This is a genomic window from uncultured Friedmanniella sp., from assembly GCF_964244005.1.
In the GTDB taxonomy this organism is placed as follows: domain Bacteria; phylum Actinomycetota; class Actinomycetes; order Propionibacteriales; family Propionibacteriaceae; genus Microlunatus.
In genome coordinates this window covers 40,529-56,668 of sequence record NZ_CAXTHG010000008.1, presented here as the reverse complement: position 1 = coordinate 56,668, position 16,140 = coordinate 40,529, and the positions used below count along the sequence as shown (strand labels likewise).

General features: G+C 62.4%; 18 protein-coding genes and 1 pseudogene. 7 read left to right on the top strand and 12 right to left on the bottom strand.

The genetic code is table 11. From position 1 onward, the window contains the following. Nucleotides 1-32: 32 nt before the first annotated feature. A complete protein-coding gene (locus tag ACFE76_RS06990) occupies nucleotides 33-503 on the top strand; it encodes a hypothetical protein (RefSeq protein ID WP_375431023.1) in 471 nt (156 codons plus the stop codon). 249 nt (nucleotides 504-752) lie between these two features. Here the strand turns inward: ACFE76_RS06990 and ACFE76_RS06985 are convergent. The 11 genes and pseudogenes from ACFE76_RS06985 to ACFE76_RS06935 all read right to left on the bottom strand — a co-directional run. Next, a pseudogene (locus tag ACFE76_RS06985) lies at nucleotides 753-1,532 on the bottom strand (recombinase family protein); the annotation flags it as partial. Between the two features lie 104 nt (nucleotides 1,533-1,636). Continuing rightward, nucleotides 1,637-2,263, bottom strand: a complete 627-nt coding sequence (locus ACFE76_RS06980) for an ImmA/IrrE family metallo-endopeptidase (RefSeq protein ID WP_375431022.1) — start codon at nucleotides 2,261-2,263, stop codon at nucleotides 1,637-1,639. Nucleotides 2,264-2,299: 36 nt separating this feature from the next. After that, nucleotides 2,300-2,692: a helix-turn-helix domain-containing protein gene (locus ACFE76_RS06975; RefSeq protein WP_375431021.1), complete on the bottom strand. Its 393-nt coding sequence runs from the start codon at nucleotides 2,690-2,692 to the stop codon at nucleotides 2,300-2,302. A gap of 88 nt (nucleotides 2,693-2,780) precedes the next feature. Beyond that, entirely contained in the window at nucleotides 2,781-3,404 is a 624-nt protein-coding gene (locus ACFE76_RS06970; RefSeq protein WP_375431020.1) for an antirestriction protein ArdA, read from the bottom strand. A 231-nt stretch (nucleotides 3,405-3,635) separates the two neighbouring features. Next, the gene (locus ACFE76_RS06965) at nucleotides 3,636-4,004 is read right to left on the bottom strand and encodes a hypothetical protein (protein WP_375431019.1); all 369 of its coding nucleotides are present in this window, start codon (nucleotides 4,002-4,004) and stop codon (nucleotides 3,636-3,638) included. A 102-nt stretch (nucleotides 4,005-4,106) separates the two neighbouring features. Continuing rightward, nucleotides 4,107-5,105: a DNA-methyltransferase gene (locus ACFE76_RS06960; protein WP_375431018.1), complete on the bottom strand. Its 999-nt coding sequence runs from the start codon at nucleotides 5,103-5,105 to the stop codon at nucleotides 4,107-4,109. Then, nucleotides 5,102-6,118, bottom strand: a complete 1,017-nt coding sequence (locus ACFE76_RS06955) for a replication-relaxation family protein (RefSeq protein WP_375431017.1) — start codon at nucleotides 6,116-6,118, stop codon at nucleotides 5,102-5,104. Before ACFE76_RS06955 ends, ACFE76_RS06960 begins: the two co-directional genes overlap by 4 nt. After that, entirely contained in the window at nucleotides 6,115-8,253 is a 2,139-nt protein-coding gene (locus tag ACFE76_RS06950; protein ID WP_375431016.1) for a type IV secretory system conjugative DNA transfer family protein, read from the bottom strand. The genes ACFE76_RS06955 and ACFE76_RS06950 overlap by 4 nt, the downstream gene beginning before the upstream one ends. Continuing rightward, nucleotides 8,250-8,474 (bottom strand): hypothetical protein, encoded by a 225-nt coding sequence (locus ACFE76_RS06945; RefSeq protein WP_375431015.1) that lies wholly within the window; start codon nucleotides 8,472-8,474, stop codon nucleotides 8,250-8,252. The genes ACFE76_RS06950 and ACFE76_RS06945 overlap by 4 nt, the downstream gene beginning before the upstream one ends. A 373-nt stretch (nucleotides 8,475-8,847) precedes the next feature. Beyond that, nucleotides 8,848-9,069 (bottom strand): hypothetical protein, encoded by a 222-nt coding sequence (locus tag ACFE76_RS06940; protein ID WP_375431014.1) that lies wholly within the window; start codon nucleotides 9,067-9,069, stop codon nucleotides 8,848-8,850. After that, the gene (locus tag ACFE76_RS06935; RefSeq protein ID WP_375431013.1) at nucleotides 9,066-9,377 is read right to left on the bottom strand and encodes a hypothetical protein; all 312 of its coding nucleotides are present in this window, start codon (nucleotides 9,375-9,377) and stop codon (nucleotides 9,066-9,068) included. The genes ACFE76_RS06940 and ACFE76_RS06935 overlap by 4 nt, the downstream gene beginning before the upstream one ends. A gap of 176 nt (nucleotides 9,378-9,553) precedes the next feature. Between ACFE76_RS06935 and ACFE76_RS06930 the strand changes: the two genes are divergently transcribed. The 6 genes from ACFE76_RS06930 to ACFE76_RS06905 all read left to right on the top strand — a co-directional run bounded on the left by ACFE76_RS06930 (nucleotide 9,554) and on the right by ACFE76_RS06905 (nucleotide 14,861). Next, on the top strand, nucleotides 9,554-9,889 hold the full coding sequence (locus ACFE76_RS06930) for a site-specific integrase (protein ID WP_375431012.1): 336 nt from the start codon (nucleotides 9,554-9,556) through the stop codon (nucleotides 9,887-9,889). A gap of 292 nt (nucleotides 9,890-10,181) precedes the next feature. Next, nucleotides 10,182-10,715 (top strand): helix-turn-helix domain-containing protein, encoded by a 534-nt coding sequence (locus tag ACFE76_RS06925; protein ID WP_375431011.1) that lies wholly within the window; start codon nucleotides 10,182-10,184, stop codon nucleotides 10,713-10,715. A 131-nt stretch (nucleotides 10,716-10,846) separates the two neighbouring features. Beyond that, nucleotides 10,847-11,998, top strand: a complete 1,152-nt coding sequence (locus ACFE76_RS06920; RefSeq protein WP_375431010.1) for a hypothetical protein — start codon at nucleotides 10,847-10,849, stop codon at nucleotides 11,996-11,998. Between the two features lie 124 nt (nucleotides 11,999-12,122). Beyond that, a complete protein-coding gene (locus ACFE76_RS06915) occupies nucleotides 12,123-12,380 on the top strand; it encodes a helix-turn-helix domain-containing protein (RefSeq protein ID WP_375431009.1) in 258 nt (85 codons plus the stop codon). Between the two features lie 353 nt (nucleotides 12,381-12,733). Continuing rightward, nucleotides 12,734-14,428: an SIR2 family protein gene (locus ACFE76_RS06910; protein WP_375431008.1), complete on the top strand. Its 1,695-nt coding sequence runs from the start codon at nucleotides 12,734-12,736 to the stop codon at nucleotides 14,426-14,428. Further along, a complete protein-coding gene (locus ACFE76_RS06905; RefSeq protein WP_375431007.1) occupies nucleotides 14,358-14,861 on the top strand; it encodes a nucleoside 2-deoxyribosyltransferase in 504 nt (167 codons plus the stop codon). The genes ACFE76_RS06910 and ACFE76_RS06905 overlap by 71 nt, the downstream gene beginning before the upstream one ends. 31 nt (nucleotides 14,862-14,892) lie before the next feature. Here ACFE76_RS06905 and ACFE76_RS06900 read toward each other — a convergent pair whose 3' ends face one another. After that, nucleotides 14,893-16,086 (bottom strand): DUF6884 domain-containing protein, encoded by a 1,194-nt coding sequence (locus ACFE76_RS06900; RefSeq protein WP_375431119.1) that lies wholly within the window; start codon nucleotides 16,084-16,086, stop codon nucleotides 14,893-14,895. Nucleotides 16,087-16,140: the final 54 nt, after the last annotated feature.

Here is a 16,140-nt window from a genome sequence, read left to right as displayed (position 1 = left end):
AGGACAGGCTCTCCTTCTTTCTTCTGCTTACCTTGCATCGCCAGACCGAAGGCTCGGTTGCCGTCCTGAAACTCGACCATGGGCTCCGTCAGCACCGCTTCGACTACACCCCGATCGTCGAGGAACAGTCGCTCGAAGAAGGTCAGGTTCAGCTCGCGGCGAGCGTCGTCGCTGGCCCGCCCGTACAGCTCGCGCGGCTGGTCGAGCAGGCGGAGGTAGGTCTGCAGTACCTCGGCTCCGACAACGAGCTGTCGGCCAGTCTCCTTGAGCCCTTGCGTGGCCCGCCCCCGCTCGATCTGCACCTGGCGCAGGCGGGCGTGGATCTTCTCCCGGGGAAGTTCACCGTCAGCGGCGAGGTCGAGGAGTCGCTCCTCCTTGACGTCCAAGCTGCGCAGCTGCTTTCGGAAGCCATCCTGAAGATCTCGAACGGTCTGCTGCTCATCGCGCATGACAGCTTCGACAAGGCCGCTCGTCTCCGCCAGGAAGTCCGGGGTGAGCTGTAGCAGTCCGTAGTAGCGGGTGACCACATCCTCAACCTGCCGCAGTGGCAGATGGGGCAGCGTGCAAACGCCGTCCTGACGTCCCCGGCAGAGGTAGTACTCGTAGACGACGCCACCCCGGCCCTTCGCCTCGGTGTAGATCAGTCGGCTCGTGCGACCCGCCTTCTGGCAGCGGTCGCAGAACAGGAGCCCTTTCAGGTAGTGGCGGAGAACACGGTCTCGTTGCCCTCGAGCCGAGCGGTGCTCAAGAACCGTTTGTACTCGGTCGAACAGCTCCTGGCTGACGATCGCGTCGTGCCGACCAGCGAAGATTTCGCCTTGGTAGACCACGACACCGGTGTAGTAGGGGTCGCTGAGCATCCGGTGCAGCTGACTTGCGGCCAGCGGCTGGGCGGGGCTTCGTCGGGACGGCCGGGTGGTTAAGCCGAGATCGGCCATGGTCGCGTACAGCCGCTCGATGGAGTACTCCCCCGTCGAGTACAACTCCCAAGCCGTGCGGACCAGGGGCGCGCGGTCGGCGTCCAGTCCAACGGTGTTGACCATTCGGCCGTCGTACTCGACCCGAACGTTCTTGTAGCCCAATCGCGCCCGCGAGATGGTCCCGCCATTCTCAGCCTTGTGCCGCATCTTGACGCGGATATCCTCGCCGCTCATACGCACTTGCACTTCGTTGATAATGTCGGTAACGGCCTCCATGGCGTCAGCCATGATGCCCTCGCCGAAGTCTTCCTTCGCAGACAGCAGTCTGATGTCCATCCGCGCGAGCCGGCGTTTGGTCACGACGGCGTCGCCGAGGTTACGGAAGGCCCGCGATCTCATGTAGATGATGACATAATCGACGCCCGGGTTCTCTGTCAGGAAGGCCAACAGCTCCCGAAAAACTGGGCGCTTCTCGATAGTCTGAGCCGAGTTTCCCGGTTCAACAAATTCACGGACGACAGTCGCATCAACCTTCCGAGCCTTCGCCAGGCAGAATTCTCTTTGGGTAGCGATCGAGTTACCTTCGGGATCGACATCCGCGGCGGTGTCCATCTGCCGCTTTGATGAGACACGCAGGTAGACAACGGCTTGCGGTTGCGGAGCCCGAACGGGCTCGAGCGGTACGGGTGCCGGCGTCACCGTCCTCAAGGCTCTTGTCATGCTGCTTCCGTTCGATAGGACTTCGGGCTGTTGGTTTGAGGAGTGCTTTTAGGCATAAGTTTGAGCTGCGCCAGCCGCACTTCCATCGCTCGTTCGGAGACGTCGAACCGAATCGCCAGATCTTGCGGGCGGCGGATGCCGCTATTCCAGGCGCGGATGACGAGGGTGCGCGGCATGAGTGTGCAGCCAGCGAAGTAGTCGGCGATGAACTCGGCGGCTGGCTGGCTGTAGCGCTGCTGGTCAGCGGATTCGAGAAGCTCGGGCTGGTCGTGATCGAGGATGTGCTTGTACTCATGCAGCAGGGTGAAGCGTTGCCGGGTGTGTGACTGGCTGGCGTTGATCGTGATCACCCAAGTACGGCTCTGACTGTCCCAGTGACAGGCACCGGACGCCGAGTCCGGCATGTCGAAGTCGTACTCCACCATGACCCGGCGCTGGCAGGTGATGACTTCGTTCGGCACCGGCAGTTCGTGGACGCCCGCGCTAAGCAGCAGGCTGGTCGCCTGGAGCTCGGCGACGCGACGCGCTTCGTCAACGGTGAGCGGACGAGCCGGAGCGAGGCGGCGCAGCCTGGCTATCACGCTGGCCACCTCAGTTTTCGTCTTCCTGATGTTGGGCTGCATGGGCTCCTCCTTTCGAAGTTCACGTTGGCTATCTGGCTAGTGCTCGTCCTCGCGGTCAACGGGACCGCTCCCTCCGCCGCGCCGGGCTTGCAGCCGGGTGAGGTAGTCGTCGATCTCGGCCGCGTCGCGGCTGCCGAGGCCGTACTTGGCGCGTAGGTAGGGCTGGAGGCTCGGCAGCTCACGTCTCGGGAGCCAGTCGGCAATCGCGAACAGGTCGCTGCTGGAAATTTCGAGCGCTTCGGCAACCGCCTTCAAGAGATCTGGCCGGGGTGCTAGCCGGGCAGCGTGCTCGAGCACATTGACGTAACTCGGGCTGACTCCGGCTTGGGATGCAACAGCCCGTACGGATAGGCCGAGCTCGGCGCGCCGGTCACGGAAGAGACGGGCAATTTCCTGTGCTTGGTGCATGGTGAGGTTATTTCGCGTCATGACATATCTATTGTAATACATTCTTGTCTTCAAACGTAGACATGACGCACATTTCACAACACCCCGGAAAACACCAGGACAGGCTCTCCTAATCGTTCCGAAAGATATAGATGCCGCCTTCATCGGAATGGGCATAGATGATGTCTCCACCAAATTGCAGGTCATGAGCGAAGAGCTCATAGTCGATTTTGGCGTACGACCGGACATCCCGCCGAAGTTCGTCGAGAGCGTCGTCGAAGCCCAGATCGCTTGCCAGCTGACGGGCATAGTCGACGACAGAGTCGTAGCGGCCGAGGTAGCTCTCCCGGAATCGCTCGACGGTCGCCTCCTCGGAGTCGCAGACGCGGTCGTTGGCGAAGACTGCGAAGGCTGGTCCATGAGTCGCGATGGCTTGGGCGAGGCGGCTGACCTCCTCGATACGTTCGTACTCGCCGAGCTGGAGCGGCCCGAAGCCCTGGTGGTCGAAGATGCCCCACTCCTCAGGGGTCTCCCCTCGACGGGCGGCGGGGCCGCTCGCCAGGATCCGCTGAATGTCGGCGTGGATCTCCTCCGGCTTCCGGGCAGCGTCCATCCAGTCGCCGTGCAGGTCGCCGTTGTTGTAGTCGGCCAGCGAGCCAATCCAGATCTCTGGATGTTCGTACTCAGCGTGCTCCGGATTCGCTCCAGGCTGCGACTCCTCATTTTCTGGTCTCGGTTGTTCTTCATGCGTCATAGCACCTCCTTTCGTTTACTGCTGATACTTGGGGTTACTGGCAGGGCGAAGCGGCGAGACGAATGTCGTCTCGAGTCGCGTGCCCTGCCAGGGTTTGGGGTGCACCGAGCGGTCAGAGCGGGCTGTGCGCACGCTTCCGCCTCTGAGGTTTGGCCAGGACACCAGCCGACTGTGCGGTCGACGTCCTGGCCTTTCAAGCCACCTCCTATCAGCTCACCGGCCGTTGGCTGCTCAGGCAGTCGGTTCGGTGTTCGAACCACGGCCCTTGCGGCGGCTGGCAGTCGGCTCGCTTGCGTCGGCGTCCTGCTCGCTGGCCGCACTGGGTGCAGTGGGGGCGAACAGCGTGGCGATGGCCGCGCGGCGGGCGACTGCTTCGCGTTCGATGGCGTCCAGGACGTCGTCGGCGCGGGCAGCGAGGTCGGGCTGGGCCTTGACGGACGCGATGTGCGTCGTCAGAGCGGCTCGGATCTCGTCGGTGATGGTGCTGCCACGGAGCTGAGCGATCAGGCTCAGTTGGGCGTGGATGTCAGGCTCCAGTCGGATCGCCAGCGTCTTGACGCCGCGGTCGGAACCGTTACCTGGGGTGTCCAGAGTGGACATTTGCGCTACCTCCTCGGTGCGGTGCGGTCGACGATTCGTCACTTGGGGACGGATCACGGGAATCGACCGCATGACAGCGACGAGCGGTGTGGGGCCGATGGGCTACTTCGGCCCGGCGCGGGCCTCAGGCAGCCGGTGCGCGGCCTCGCGGGCGAAGTCGGGGTTGAGCTCGATGCCGAGCCAGTCGCGGCCGAGCCGCTCAGCGGCCAGGCCGGTGCTGCCGACACCGAAGAACGGATCAAGAACGAGGCCAGGACGGTGCCCCGCGGCACAGCCACAGGTCGCGGCCAGCGCCCCGCGGACGGCACTCCCGCCGAGCTGGCGGATCAGCGGTCGACGCCATGGCTGGCGGCAGCTCACGCAAGCGGCTTCCGGGCAGCCGGCCTGGATCGCCCGTTCGGCCAGTGGCAGCGGAAATGTCGCCGGGTGGGGGCCGCGGTAGGCACTGGTGGCCAGCTGCCAGACGTCACCGGGGTTCTTGCCGAGCGGGTGCCCTGGCAAACCAGCGGCTTTGAGCGCTCGGAGGCCGTTGTCACCAGTGGCGTTCGGTCCCCGCCAGATGGCGCGATGATCGGCTGCCTGGCGCCTCGGCGGTGTCGACGGACGGGAACGGTGCGGCACCCGGACGGCGTCGAGATCGAAGAAGTAGGACGGACTGCGGGTCAGCAGGAACAGCGACTCGTGCGTCGAGGCGAAGCGGGTGCGAGCCGAGGTTGGCATCGGGTTGGTCTTGGCCCAGACGATCTTGTTACGGACCAGCCAGCCGTCCGCCTGCAGGGTCAGCAGCAGCCGCTCCGGGCCGAGCAGCAGCGATCGACTAGCACCACCCTGCCGCGGATGCGCCGAGTAGGTGTCGGCGACGTTCAGCCAGAAGCTGCCACTCGGTGTCAGCACGCGGGCGACCTCAGCGGCGACGGCGCGCAGCTGCGTCACCCAGTCGTCGACGTGGTCCTCGGCACCCAGCTGACCACTGACGCGGTAGTTGCGCAGCCGGAAGTACGGCGGGCTGGTCAGCACCATGTCGATACTGGCGTCGGCGAGGGACTGCACCGTTTCTCGGGCATCGCCGATCAGGACCTTGCTACGTGGCGCGTCAGTCATCGGTCGGCCTCTAGCACTGCCGGAATCAGCTCGTTGATCGTCGTCAGGCGATGCAGGTTGCGGTCGAGGGTGCGAGCGCGGCCCAGCGCCTCGGCCAGTCCCTGGCGGCGCTGCTGACTCGGCAGCAGCCAGAGGACACGGGGAAAGACGCCCTGCGCCTGCTGCTCGACGCCGGCCCGGCGGTACTGCTCGTACTGGACGCACTTGCCGAGCAGCGTCGGGATGCTCTCGGTGGCCCGGTCGACCTCGATGAACCAGTGATCTTCGTAAGCACCACCTGGCGCAGCGGTCACGGCGTAGAGGTCGGGCTTCAGCACGCCGCGGGCGGCACCGGGGCCGAGGTAGGACCGCCAGCAGGTCGGTTCGGCCTCGACGCGGATGACCTCGAGCTCGCCGCGCTGACCGGCCTCGAGCAACCGGATGTGGGTTTCGGCAGCCAGTAGGCAATGTTCCAGGTAGCGCAGCGACGGTTCCTTTCGGCGCAGCCGTCCGCCCTCGTTGTGCGTGAGCCGCAGCAGCCGATCGCCGACGGGGCCAATCCGCCAGACGTAGGACGCTGAGCCAGCGCGCACACCGCCAACGCGGCGGTCGAGGTGCTCGATGATCCGCAGACCGGCCAGCCGCTTGAGCACACGACGGCAGACCCGACCGGCCGCACCGTCCGTGGCGTGACTCGCGAAGTGCAGTCGTTGCAGTTGGGCGGTTATCAGGTAGGGATGTTGGTCAAGACTGGCCAGGACGAGTTGGTCACGGGAGCTGAGACCGTCGCGGACAGCGACGAGTTGGGCAGCAGTCAGTCGCCGCGCCGGAGCGAAAAACTCGGCGGCAGGACCGCCGCGGCGCTCGGAGGGCGTCGCCGGGCGCGCCGCAGGAGAGCTAGACGAAGCAGCGATACTTTCGGGCGCCTTAGCTGCCAGGAAGATGCGCTGATCAGGTGCGATGCCTGCCATCTGATCGACGCGGCTGGAGCGGCGACTGGAATAGCCGCCATCCACGAAAGCTGCGTCGCTCATACCGACCTCCGTCGACGTCCGGTTGGCCCGAGGTCGCCGCCGGTTGGGCTGAGCAGTGCCGCGAAGCTGGCTTCGACCTCGTCGAGTGGACGTCCAAAGCGGGTGGCCGAGGCCCGCCGGATGGCCTGGATGTCGGCGCTGGCTTGCTCGGGCGGCAGAGCCGTCCCGGAGGCGTACGGTCGGACCGCACCGCGGCCGAAGAGACTGGCGTACAGCTCGTACTGGCCGAGGCTCGTCAGATCGGCAGCTTCCAGTTCGGGATGTCCCTTGACGACCGCGGCGGCGTCCCCGTGGGGCAGCTGAAAGCAGACCCGCGAGCGGGCGTTGGCCAGCAGCCCGTCGCGCATCTCCGGGCTCAGCTGGCTGAGGAACTGGTGGGCCAGGGTGAATCCGACACCGAGCCCGCGGGCTTGAGCCAGCGCTTCGGCGATGTCGGTGGGCAGATGCAGGAAGTCCTGGACCTCGTCGATGTAGACCAGCACGGGGTGCCGCCGAGACGGTGCAATGCTGCCGCGGCTGAGGGTGGCCTGCCACAGGCGGGCGACGACCAGCGAGCCGATGAGGGCGGCGGCTTCCGGGCCCAGCCGGGCGCGGTTGAGTGGCACCAGCAGGATCTTGCGTTCGGTGAAGACCTGGCGGACGTCGAAGCGGGGCTCACGCTGCCCGAGGACGGCTCGGACACCGGGCCGCAGCAGCGGACGGAGCTTGTTCATAACGGGGGCGATCGCGGCCTGGCGCTCGCCGTCCGACCAGGCCTCGTATGCCGCCCAGAACGGACCGAGCGAGATCGGGTCGTGGATCGTGGCCGTCAGCGAGCGCCGGAAGCCGGGGTCGGTCAGCAGCAGCGGCAGCATGACCAGCGAGGCATCTGGGCGCTGCGCCAGCGTCAGCAGACCGGCGTGCAGGATGTCGGCGCTGCGCGGCCCGATGGCCGTGCCGTACAGGCCGCGGAAAACCGCCAGGACGCCGTCGGCGACCAGCTCCGGCGGTGTACCCGCGCTCGAGAGCGGATTCAATCCGACGGGTGCCGGGTCAGCGGGATCGAGGACGACAACGTCCTGTTGCCGCTCGGGCGGGATGCGGCCGAGCACCTCGTCGATAAGGTCACCCTTCGGTTCGATGACGACGACGGCTCGGCCGGCCCGGATGTCCTGGCTGATGAGACCGGCGAGCAGGGTGCTCTTGCCGGTACCGGTCGGACCAAGGACGTGCAGATGATGCAGCGCATCGGTCGCGCTGAGACCGATGGGTCGGCGGCTGCCGAGCGGGGACCGCGCCAGGACGCGGCCGGCGGTAGCTGTCGTGCCGGGTGCCGGTGGCAGCCGCCGCGGGTGGACGGCCGCGTAGCCCGGCAGATCATCACCACCGAGCGGCCAGCCAAGCAGTCCAACCAGCTCGGTGACGTTCAGTCGCAGCGGCCATCGCCAGGGTGCCCGGGCATCATTCAGCAGCTTGGGTTTTTCTCCGACGATGCGAAGTTGGAGACCGGCGGATTCACCGGTGCGCAGCGCCGCCAACATGCCGAGGAGCAGGCTGCGGCGACGAGCTGGGGTAGCGGCGTTCACCCCGAGCCGGACGACACAGGCGAAGCCATGCTCGCCGACCTTGCTCCGCAGCGCCGCCCGCTTTTCGCTGTCGACAGTCTTGCCGTTACCGCGGCAGGCGATCTCCCACCACGGCGAGACGATCGAGGACGGGCTGTTCGTCGGGATAGCCAGCGGCACCCGGCGGGGACCGAGCAGTACCTGGACGACCAGTTCCTCACTGCCGCGAACCTGGCGCAGCGCACTGGCCAGAGCCCGGACGGTAAAGAGCGGGTCGTCCAGGCGCAGCGCCCGGTGACGGGTCGATGCCTTGACCCGTGTAGCAGTAGTTGCGGCTCGGCGCGGGGAATCGGCGGAGGTCACAGTCGTACCAGGCAGGGCGTCCAGCAGGAGCGCGACGGCTTGCTGCAGCGCCTGGGGCCGACCGCCGAGGTAATTCGTCGTTCCGCTGGCCGTCGCTCTCGTCTCCAGAACCAGCTGGGGACTACGACCGTCGGCGGCCAGGTGGCGGAGCAGTCCGCTAGTGCGAGCCGGGTCGAGCGGTCGCTGCCAGTGCAGCTGTTGCCAGCTGATTCCAACGGGGGCGGTCATTCGGCACTCCCGTCCTCGATAGGACGGCTGTCGTCGTCAGCTGTCGACGACGACTGGCTGGCTTGGGCCTGGGCATCCGCTTCGGCCTGCGCAGCGAGCGCCATGGCAACGACGGCTCGGCCGAGCCGGGCGATGTCGGGCTGCTCGCGCCGGACAGCCCGAACGGAAATGTGGCGCGGTTTGCCGCGGCCTTTCATGGTGGTTCGCTTGGGTTTGGACATGGCTTCGCCCTCCTTTCAAATTAGTTGATGGATTCGCACGCGTCTGTTTATGAACAGAGACATTCGTGACTACTGCTATTTAATGTCTTTAGTCGTAGACAGTCAATGTCGCTTGCGGATTTCACAACACCGACTGGAACAAGTCGATTACTGGTCAGAAGCGTAAGATTCCGCTGGACAAATCCGAGCTACCAGCGGCTGTTGCGTTGCCGAACAAGCGCCACAAGTCCCACGACTGCCATTACGACGCCCGCCCCGATCGCCAGCTGCGGCCAGATCTCCTCGAAGATGCGCACCGCCCAGCGCAGCATGAGTGCCGCCAAGAGGACAGCTAGACATATGGCGAGGAGCTGCCGGGTGAGGCCGGCGTGGTTCATCGGCGAGGGTCGAGGTCACTTAGGGAGCGCCGCGCTTCGTCGAGCAGCTCGGACAGCGCCAGGTATGTCATGCGCTGCAGTTGGAGATCGGTCAGCGTGACCTCGAGGCGCCGTCTCCGGTTCCGCCGCTCGGTAAGCCACACCCGGCCGAATCGGCGTGCGACAAGACCGACGACGATGACGAACGCCGTGACAAGAATCGACATCAGGACGGTCACGAGAGTCGCCGCGGGGCCTGGGCGACGACCTCCGCGGTGGCCAGGGCGTGCATGTCCCCGATCGCCTGCAGACGGGACGTGGCCAGCGGCACGACCTGAGCCAGCTGCTGCTCGAGCTGACTGACGAGAGCGACGCCCTGCATGGCCCGGCCGGCGATCTGCTGGAGGGCGTCGAGCTTGGCGGACTCGATCTCGGCGACGGCGTTCGTGCGGGCGACGGCGACCTGGGCTTGCTGGCCAATGCGGGCGACGGCGCGGCCCTGCCCGGACAGGACTGACGGTGGTGCGTACGGCTGAAGGTTGGACATGAGATGACTCCTCGGTCGATGTGACGGGCGCCCGGCTTGCGGGGCTGATGCCGAGTGGATGACTACGAGATCGACCGTAGGCCCTAGTCAGAAGGCATAAAAGCATGAGCGTGATAACACTGCTACAGCCACCTGGAGTGCAACTGCGTACGGCGCAGCGTGCTAGAACAGGCATCATGCCGTCCCCGACGCCGCCCAACGACGCCCCGGCTGCCGCGCGCTATCCGACGGACCGCATGCCGCTGGCAGCCGCCCTGCCAGTCCGTGATCAGCGCTTCGAAGACCTCCGCGAAGACTTCCTCTTGGGCTACACCTACAACACCGCACGGGCCTATTGGTCGGACCTCGAACAGATCCATGACTGGGCGGCTGAGCGCGGCAAGGAGGTTCTGACTCTGTCTGATGCGGACATCAAGCAGTACTGCGCCCTCCTAAGACGGCGGAAGTACAGCGAGAACACGATCCGCCGACGCCAGGTCGTGTGGCGGGCGTTCGATAAGCACCGCAGCTGATAGGCAACTCCGTGACACGGTCTCAGATTGACTCAATGCTGCCTGGATCCGTGCCGCCGCGTTATGGCACGAGAGGGGAGAGAGCAGTCTCTCCCCGAAAGACATCTCGGGCGAACACGAATCACTTCGACTCGACTGTTCTCTCTCCTCCAGCTCGCGGTCTTGTCTGTCCGCAGTCCTCTGAACGATAGGAGGCCGCAGATGCCAGGCGAGTTCGGTCCAACAGAGTGAACCGGTCGTCGACAGTCCAAGGACGGCGCTTGCTGCACCATCCGTTGCTAGCCTTGCCATCGTGGGCGAGGCAGAAGACGAGGCCGCACGCCAACTGGCGGGTCTGTTTCGGAGCATACGTGAGGCTCACGAGGCAGCTGGTCGGCCGTCGATCAGAGAGCTCGAGCGGCAGACAGGCGTCAGCAATTCCGTCGTGAGCCGAGCTTTGTCAGGTGCCCGCGTCCCGTCCCGCGGTGCACTGAGTGGGATTGCAAGGGCGCTGCATGCTGACGAGGTCGACTGGGCGCTTCGCTGGGACGAGCTGCATGCAGTCGTACGTCGAACTTCTGCGGCGAAACGTGCAGCACTTCCCGCCGGCGACTGCGCGGTCTCCGGTTGCCCCAACAAGCCAAATGGATCACTCTGTACGACCCACCAACAACATCGAAAGCTGTATGGCGATCCGACAGCCGGACGCTTCTCGCCGAAGGTGCATCCCGCGACGTGCTGGGTGGACGATTGCTCTCGCACGTATTACGCGCGGGGATTGTGTCGAGCCCACTACGAGCGCGCTCGCAGCGGACGCCTCCAGGCCAGTGCGGCCGAAGCAGAGTAGCGCGCCTCAGGAACTGGCAGCGCGACCGCAGAAGCTGTTTGCGAGCTTGGGTCAAGATGGGCGCCTCCCGTGGCGCGAAGGCTGAAGATTGGACTTAACAATATTGCCCGAAGCTGAGACAATAAGAGTGAATGGACAACCCACTCCAGCGCATCTATAAACTGAAGGTCACGCTGCTCGCGGTAGTCACGGCGGTCGCCGGTCTGGCGCTGCTGTTCGTGGCAAAGCTTGCGGAAGGCAACGCCGCATCCAGCTGGCTCCGCCACTTGCCGGTGTTTGAGCTTGGCTCGACGCTCTTCATCACCGGGGCCTTCGTGGTTGCCTACAACTACGTCGACGGCCGCGACAAGGAACAGCGTGAGGACGAGCGCATTCGTCGTTTGCTCGGTGAGTCGGCGCCGGCTTTCCGCGACGCCGTGGTTCGCGGCTTCGCCGTTAACAGCGACGATCTCAAGCGCGTGGCTACGCCGGAGCTGCTCGACGACATCGCAACGAACGTGCTCGCGCTGCGGCTCGGCGACCGGCAGTTCGCCCAGGAGATCTACACCCAGGTGCGCGACCAGGCTATCCGTGCGCCGGAGCGCTGGTATGACGTCGATGTCTCGGTACGGCTCTCATCCATGGATGAGAGGGACGCCATCGGCGTCCCTCGTTTCAGCGTCAGCGTCCAGTGGGAGTACACCGTGACGCCGAGCCACCCCGTGCAGCGCTTCGCTTGCGTCTCCGACCGTGACGAGTTCCACGAGCTGGTGACGGATGTCCCGGCCACCTCAACCTGGTTGATGACGCCGCGACCCGGCTTCGATGCCAGCCAGCGTGAGGCCTTCGAGCTCCTGCAGTTCAGCGTCGACGGAGAAGCGCGCCCCATCCGGCGCAGTGCCAAGAAGTCGGGCCAGGTCTATAGTGCCTCGATTGGCGAGGACGTCGTCCGGGCTGGCAAGCCAGTGCGCATCCGGCATCTCTACCGCGTCATCACGCCGCAGTCGGGCCACCGCCTGTTCTTCGAGCTCACGCAACCAACCAGAGACATGACGCTCCAGGTGGATTACACCCAGACCGCGATCTCGCACCTCAGCGTGGGCGACCTGGTCTCGACCACCCAGCAGAGCCGCATCTCACAGCTGCCAAGCGAGCTCGACGCCAAGGTCATCGACATCGAGCTGCCCGGCTGGCTGCTACCGAAGGCTGGCCTTACCTTCGTGTGGACACTGGCTAGCGAGGAACGCCTGCCCCGCGCCGCAGACGGTCCCATGCCCGTCGCACCCACGACCCGTACCGCGTGACCGTCGACCCCGTGAAGTCCCCACCGCTCATGATCTACTCCTCGTCTCGTCCCTGCCCGGACGGCCGATGCTACTCATAAGTATGTAGACCTACAAGTAGCACTCCGGAACGCTCGACCACGACATGGAAGGCGATCTGCAGCGGAGGGTTGGCCAGAACCTGCGGGCCTACCGTGCCAGCCGCGGACTCAGCCAGGAGGCCTTCGCCGAGGTGATCGGCGTCCACCGGACTTACATGGGCGGGTTGGAGCGCGGCGAGCGGAACCTGACCTTACGGTCTTTGGAGCGGATTGCCGAGGCGATCGGTGCTGAGCCAGCCAATTTGATCGCCCGCCCAGTACCGTTATCTGCGGATGGTAGTGGTTCACGCCTTGAGATGTAAGGTACCGCTTGAATAGGAGGCTTTCGAGAGAATGACTTTTACTATGCTTCCTCCGACGTGTGCCATTCAACATTCCATCCGTCGATGCATCACTCCTGAGGACGTTCCGGAGATACTCGCTCAGCACGGCGAGGTGTCAGCCGACAGCAGCCTCGACTACACTCAGTGCAGACCGCCAGTTTTAACATTCCCTGCATAAGATAGACTTTATGAATTAAAACTGTTTAACAGGAGATTTGGTAACGGACGCCAAGTTCATCGGTTATGTCGTTGCACTGACTTGCAGAGTCGCCAGTTTGTCAGCGGCGCCCAAAGGCCTAATTCTCGTCGAGCTTTTGATTTGGAGGGATCTGTTGTCTGATGCCGAATACGATCGGGTATTGATCAAATACCCGAAAGCTATAGCCCACCTGCGTCGCCAACTCGAAGATCGCCGACTTGGATTCATTCTAGGAGCGGGCGTCTCGACGCCCTATAGCTTCCCAGACTGGTCCAAACTTGTTGAACGCGTAGCTATGGATCCAGAAGTCAATGCGGGATCCGACTATGCAGACTCAGCGTTTTTGCCCCTCCCGATCCTAACCGAGGTGCTATACCAGCGATTTAGGGAATTGAACTACGAGCAGTGCCGGATCGTGAGTAGCAGCATTGGCGACGTTGAGAGGCTCCTCTTAGCTAAGTGGCGTCGCGTTCTCCATCGTGCCTTGTACGCGGGCACACCTACGAATGACGAAGAATTATTGAAGGTAGACTCCGCGTACAAGCATTTTCTTGGTTCGATCCGGCAATCATCGCTCACGGTCACATATAACTTCGATGATGTCCTTGAGCGGTTACTCCTGCAGAGTAGAACTTCGGATCAGAAACGCACTTCCCAGACGTTTCAAACTATCGTTGATCCGCGTCCGCCATTCCGCAGAGGTCTCGCGATAATCCTTCACCCTAACGGCTACCTGCCGTATAACTTGATGGAGGTCCCGAGCGGTACGGTAGTCTTTAGCGAAGGAAGCTTCGCGGATCAGTTGATAGACGTTATGGCGGGCCAGTATAGTACGCTTCTTCACTATCTCACCAAACACACGTTTCTGCTGATTGGTTTGAGCCTGAGCGACGAATCACTTCGTCATATGCTACGCCAGGCCGCTCGTCTCAGTCCAGGTGGTTACCACTACTACATCAGGTTTGTTCCCGCTGGCAGTGAGATCTCCGAAGCAGCGAAGCGGGCGGAGGTGGCGAGCAACTTCGAAACATATAACTTGGTTACATTGCATCTAAGCTCGTCGGAGATAAATGCACTAGGGGATATCCTCGGCGACGATGTCGATGATTTGCGGGCGCGCGCAGAAGAGCTTGGCGTGAATCTTCAGTATACCTATTACTTGGCAGGCGTGCCTGGAGCTGGTAAGACGACAACCTTCAGTCACTTCAATAGTTTTGTAACTCACGACGAATGGCTCGAACCCCGTCTCGCCTTGATGTCGAAGCCATTCACTGAGCTTACAAAGGAGCAAGAGACGCAGGTCGATGAGTGGGTACTAAATCAGATCGGCCTAAAAAATCGGAAGATGCTCGATATCGCAACGAAGGGCTCGCCCGGCATCCACCTGATCGACAGATGCCCTCCGGATGCAATCAGTTTCACCAATCCTGCTGACTGGTCGTCGAAGGCTAAGCAAGTCCGGGCAGCTATCAGCCCAAGGCAATCAAAGCGTCAACTCCATGACGGGCATGTGATACTCCTTGCGGCGCAGCCTGAGGAAGTGGTAGTGCGTGCTGCTCTTTGTGGCAAAGAGACTTCGGTTCCGTACACTATGGAACGGCACGAAGATCTCCAAATGTTGTACCTCGGGTCAGGTACAACGGAGCTGGAGGTCCAGAGAATGAGTCCTACAGACGTCGTAAAAGAGGTTGCGCGTCTTGTCTACTTCTCCGAATATACAACAGCAGAGCTGGACCGCCGACTGAAAGAGGTAGAAGATGGAACAAGACAATCGCCGGCCCGTCGCCAGCAGTCCGAGTCAGCCCCTGCCGACCATCCTCCGACCTAGGCTAATTTACCTAGCGGCGCCTCTTTTTACGCAGGCGGAGAGGTCAGCAAATCTTGGGCTGTGTAAGCAGCTAGAGGAGCATATCGGAGATGTCTTTCTACCTCAACGAGATGGCCTACTGCTTCAGGATATCCGCGGGACCGGCACTGCCAGGCAAAGCACTGCCGTGGGAGAGGTTTTTTCATCTGATCTTAGGGCCTTAGAGCAGAGCATGATAGTTGTAGCCGTACTTGATGGCGTAGCGGTTGATGAAGGTGTAGCTTTTGAGCTTGGCTATGCTTATGCCAAAGGGAAATTTTGCGTAGGTTTTTCAACGGACAGCCGCCGAGGTGCTGGCTACTTCAAGAACCCGATGTGCGAAGGCTCGATCGTCGATACGTTCTGTCACGAATCTAGCCTGATTCAAAGATTGAAGCAGTTTGCAAGAGCATAGTAAGAATTTTAGGGCATTTGGCGAAGCGCCTTCATATTGGCAACTGCACTTGGCCGGACCTGGCCGCCTTCCAATTTCTCGGTGCTAGTGATTCGCCCGCGGAAGCTTTCCCGTCTAGGGTTATATCGACATACTTTTCAAAAACGGACAGGAAACTGCCATCGACCGCTATGTCTCCGGCGTGTTCGACGTTCCAGAGTCCACTGAGTCTTATGGCCTCGCGGGAGCTAGCCGTTCCGAGCCATCCGGGTGACGGTGGATCAAAAGTCGGTCCGACGGTCGAGAGTAGCGAAATCGAGTTTTGTTCTAAGTAGGCTCTATCGCTCGAAGCGCTTGGTGTATCTGATACTGAAACCCACGACACCAGCGTTTCACGCATGAACTTGCTCACTTCACTCTCCAGGAGAGATTCATTGCTTCTTACAGAAGTTGTAGCAGTCTGACCCAACCCCCACGATGAATTTGCTAAAGTAGGCGTTCGATTAGATAGCGCGTCTCCGACGTGGCGCCTAAAGACCGAGGAACGATGGCTGCCCCCGCCTGCCTGAGTACCTAAGTGAGTTCGAAGCCTGCCCCGCATCGAGGATTTAGCATTGATGCTGACACCATGCGTACCAACCCGGACAACTCTAAGTTGACCGGTCCATCGAGCCTCACTCGGCTCGAAGAAATAGTATACTCCTCGCTCTGGAAGCGTCGTCTCACTGAGCTGCCACAACGGTGTCGGCCCCTGAGTCTTGATTAGCCTTGAGATTTGTTGATAGAAACATTCTAGATAGATCGCGGGAATTGGACAGTTAGTCGCAGCTAATAGCCACTTCAATCGCCGCCCAATGCCCCGCTGCCTTAGCGGCTCTAGAACTTCTGTGAAATGCTGTCTCAGGGGCCGCAATAGCGGATCGGAGTAGTCGGAACCCGCGAGCATCACAATTCGCGTAGCCGGAGGGACCCTGCGAACCAAGTCACGGATAACTGACTCAGCCCAACTGGCGCGCTGCATTCGAGAAAGGGATGTTAGGCTAATGTCGTAGGGTTCGATGACGGTCGATGGTTGAAGAAGCCCATGCTTTGCGGATAAGATCATCTGGCGGCTGCCCGGCACGGCCCTTGCAAGATCCATACTCTTCCGAAATAGTGCTGATATATATATAGACTCCGCTGGCAGTCGTTGTGTGGACTTGGTCGCGGAGCATTGTACGAGGAACAAAAAGTCTGAGCCGGGCATGATCACCTTCAATTGTTGCATACTGTCATGAGTAGGGCAATGTTCTAGATTTGG

Bases quoted from the DNA above. Each gene is read 5' to 3' on its own strand.
- ACFE76_RS06980 (WP_375431022.1), bottom strand. From the start codon at position 2,263: ATGCAGCCCAACATCAGGAAGACGAAAACTGAGGTGGCCAGCGTGATA.
- ACFE76_RS06955 (WP_375431017.1), bottom strand. From the start codon at position 6,118: ATGAGCGACGCAGCTTTCGTGGATGGCGGCTATTCCAGTCGCCGCTCC.
- ACFE76_RS06975 (WP_375431021.1), bottom strand. From the start codon at position 2,692: ATGACGCGAAATAACCTCACCATGCACCAAGCACAGGAAATTGCCCGT.
- ACFE76_RS06920 (WP_375431010.1), top strand. From the start codon at position 10,847: ATGGACAACCCACTCCAGCGCATCTATAAACTGAAGGTCACGCTGCTC.
- ACFE76_RS06950 (WP_375431016.1), bottom strand. From the start codon at position 8,253: ATGACCGCCCCCGTTGGAATCAGCTGGCAACAGCTGCACTGGCAGCGA.
- ACFE76_RS06965 (WP_375431019.1), bottom strand. From the start codon at position 4,004: ATGTCCACTCTGGACACCCCAGGTAACGGTTCCGACCGCGGCGTCAAG.
- ACFE76_RS06900 (WP_375431119.1), bottom strand. From the start codon at position 16,086: ATGCCCGGCTCAGACTTTTTGTTCCTCGTACAATGCTCCGCGACCAAG.
- ACFE76_RS06915 (WP_375431009.1), top strand. From the start codon at position 12,123: ATGGAAGGCGATCTGCAGCGGAGGGTTGGCCAGAACCTGCGGGCCTAC.
- ACFE76_RS06945 (WP_375431015.1), bottom strand. From the start codon at position 8,474: ATGTCCAAACCCAAGCGAACCACCATGAAAGGCCGCGGCAAACCGCGC.
- ACFE76_RS06960 (WP_375431018.1), bottom strand. From the start codon at position 5,105: ATGACTGACGCGCCACGTAGCAAGGTCCTGATCGGCGATGCCCGAGAA.
- ACFE76_RS06930 (WP_375431012.1), top strand. From the start codon at position 9,554: ATGCCGTCCCCGACGCCGCCCAACGACGCCCCGGCTGCCGCGCGCTAT.
- ACFE76_RS06905 (WP_375431007.1), top strand. From the start codon at position 14,358: ATGGAACAAGACAATCGCCGGCCCGTCGCCAGCAGTCCGAGTCAGCCC.
- ACFE76_RS06935 (WP_375431013.1), bottom strand. From the start codon at position 9,377: ATGTCCAACCTTCAGCCGTACGCACCACCGTCAGTCCTGTCCGGGCAG.
- ACFE76_RS06970 (WP_375431020.1), bottom strand. From the start codon at position 3,404: ATGACGCATGAAGAACAACCGAGACCAGAAAATGAGGAGTCGCAGCCT.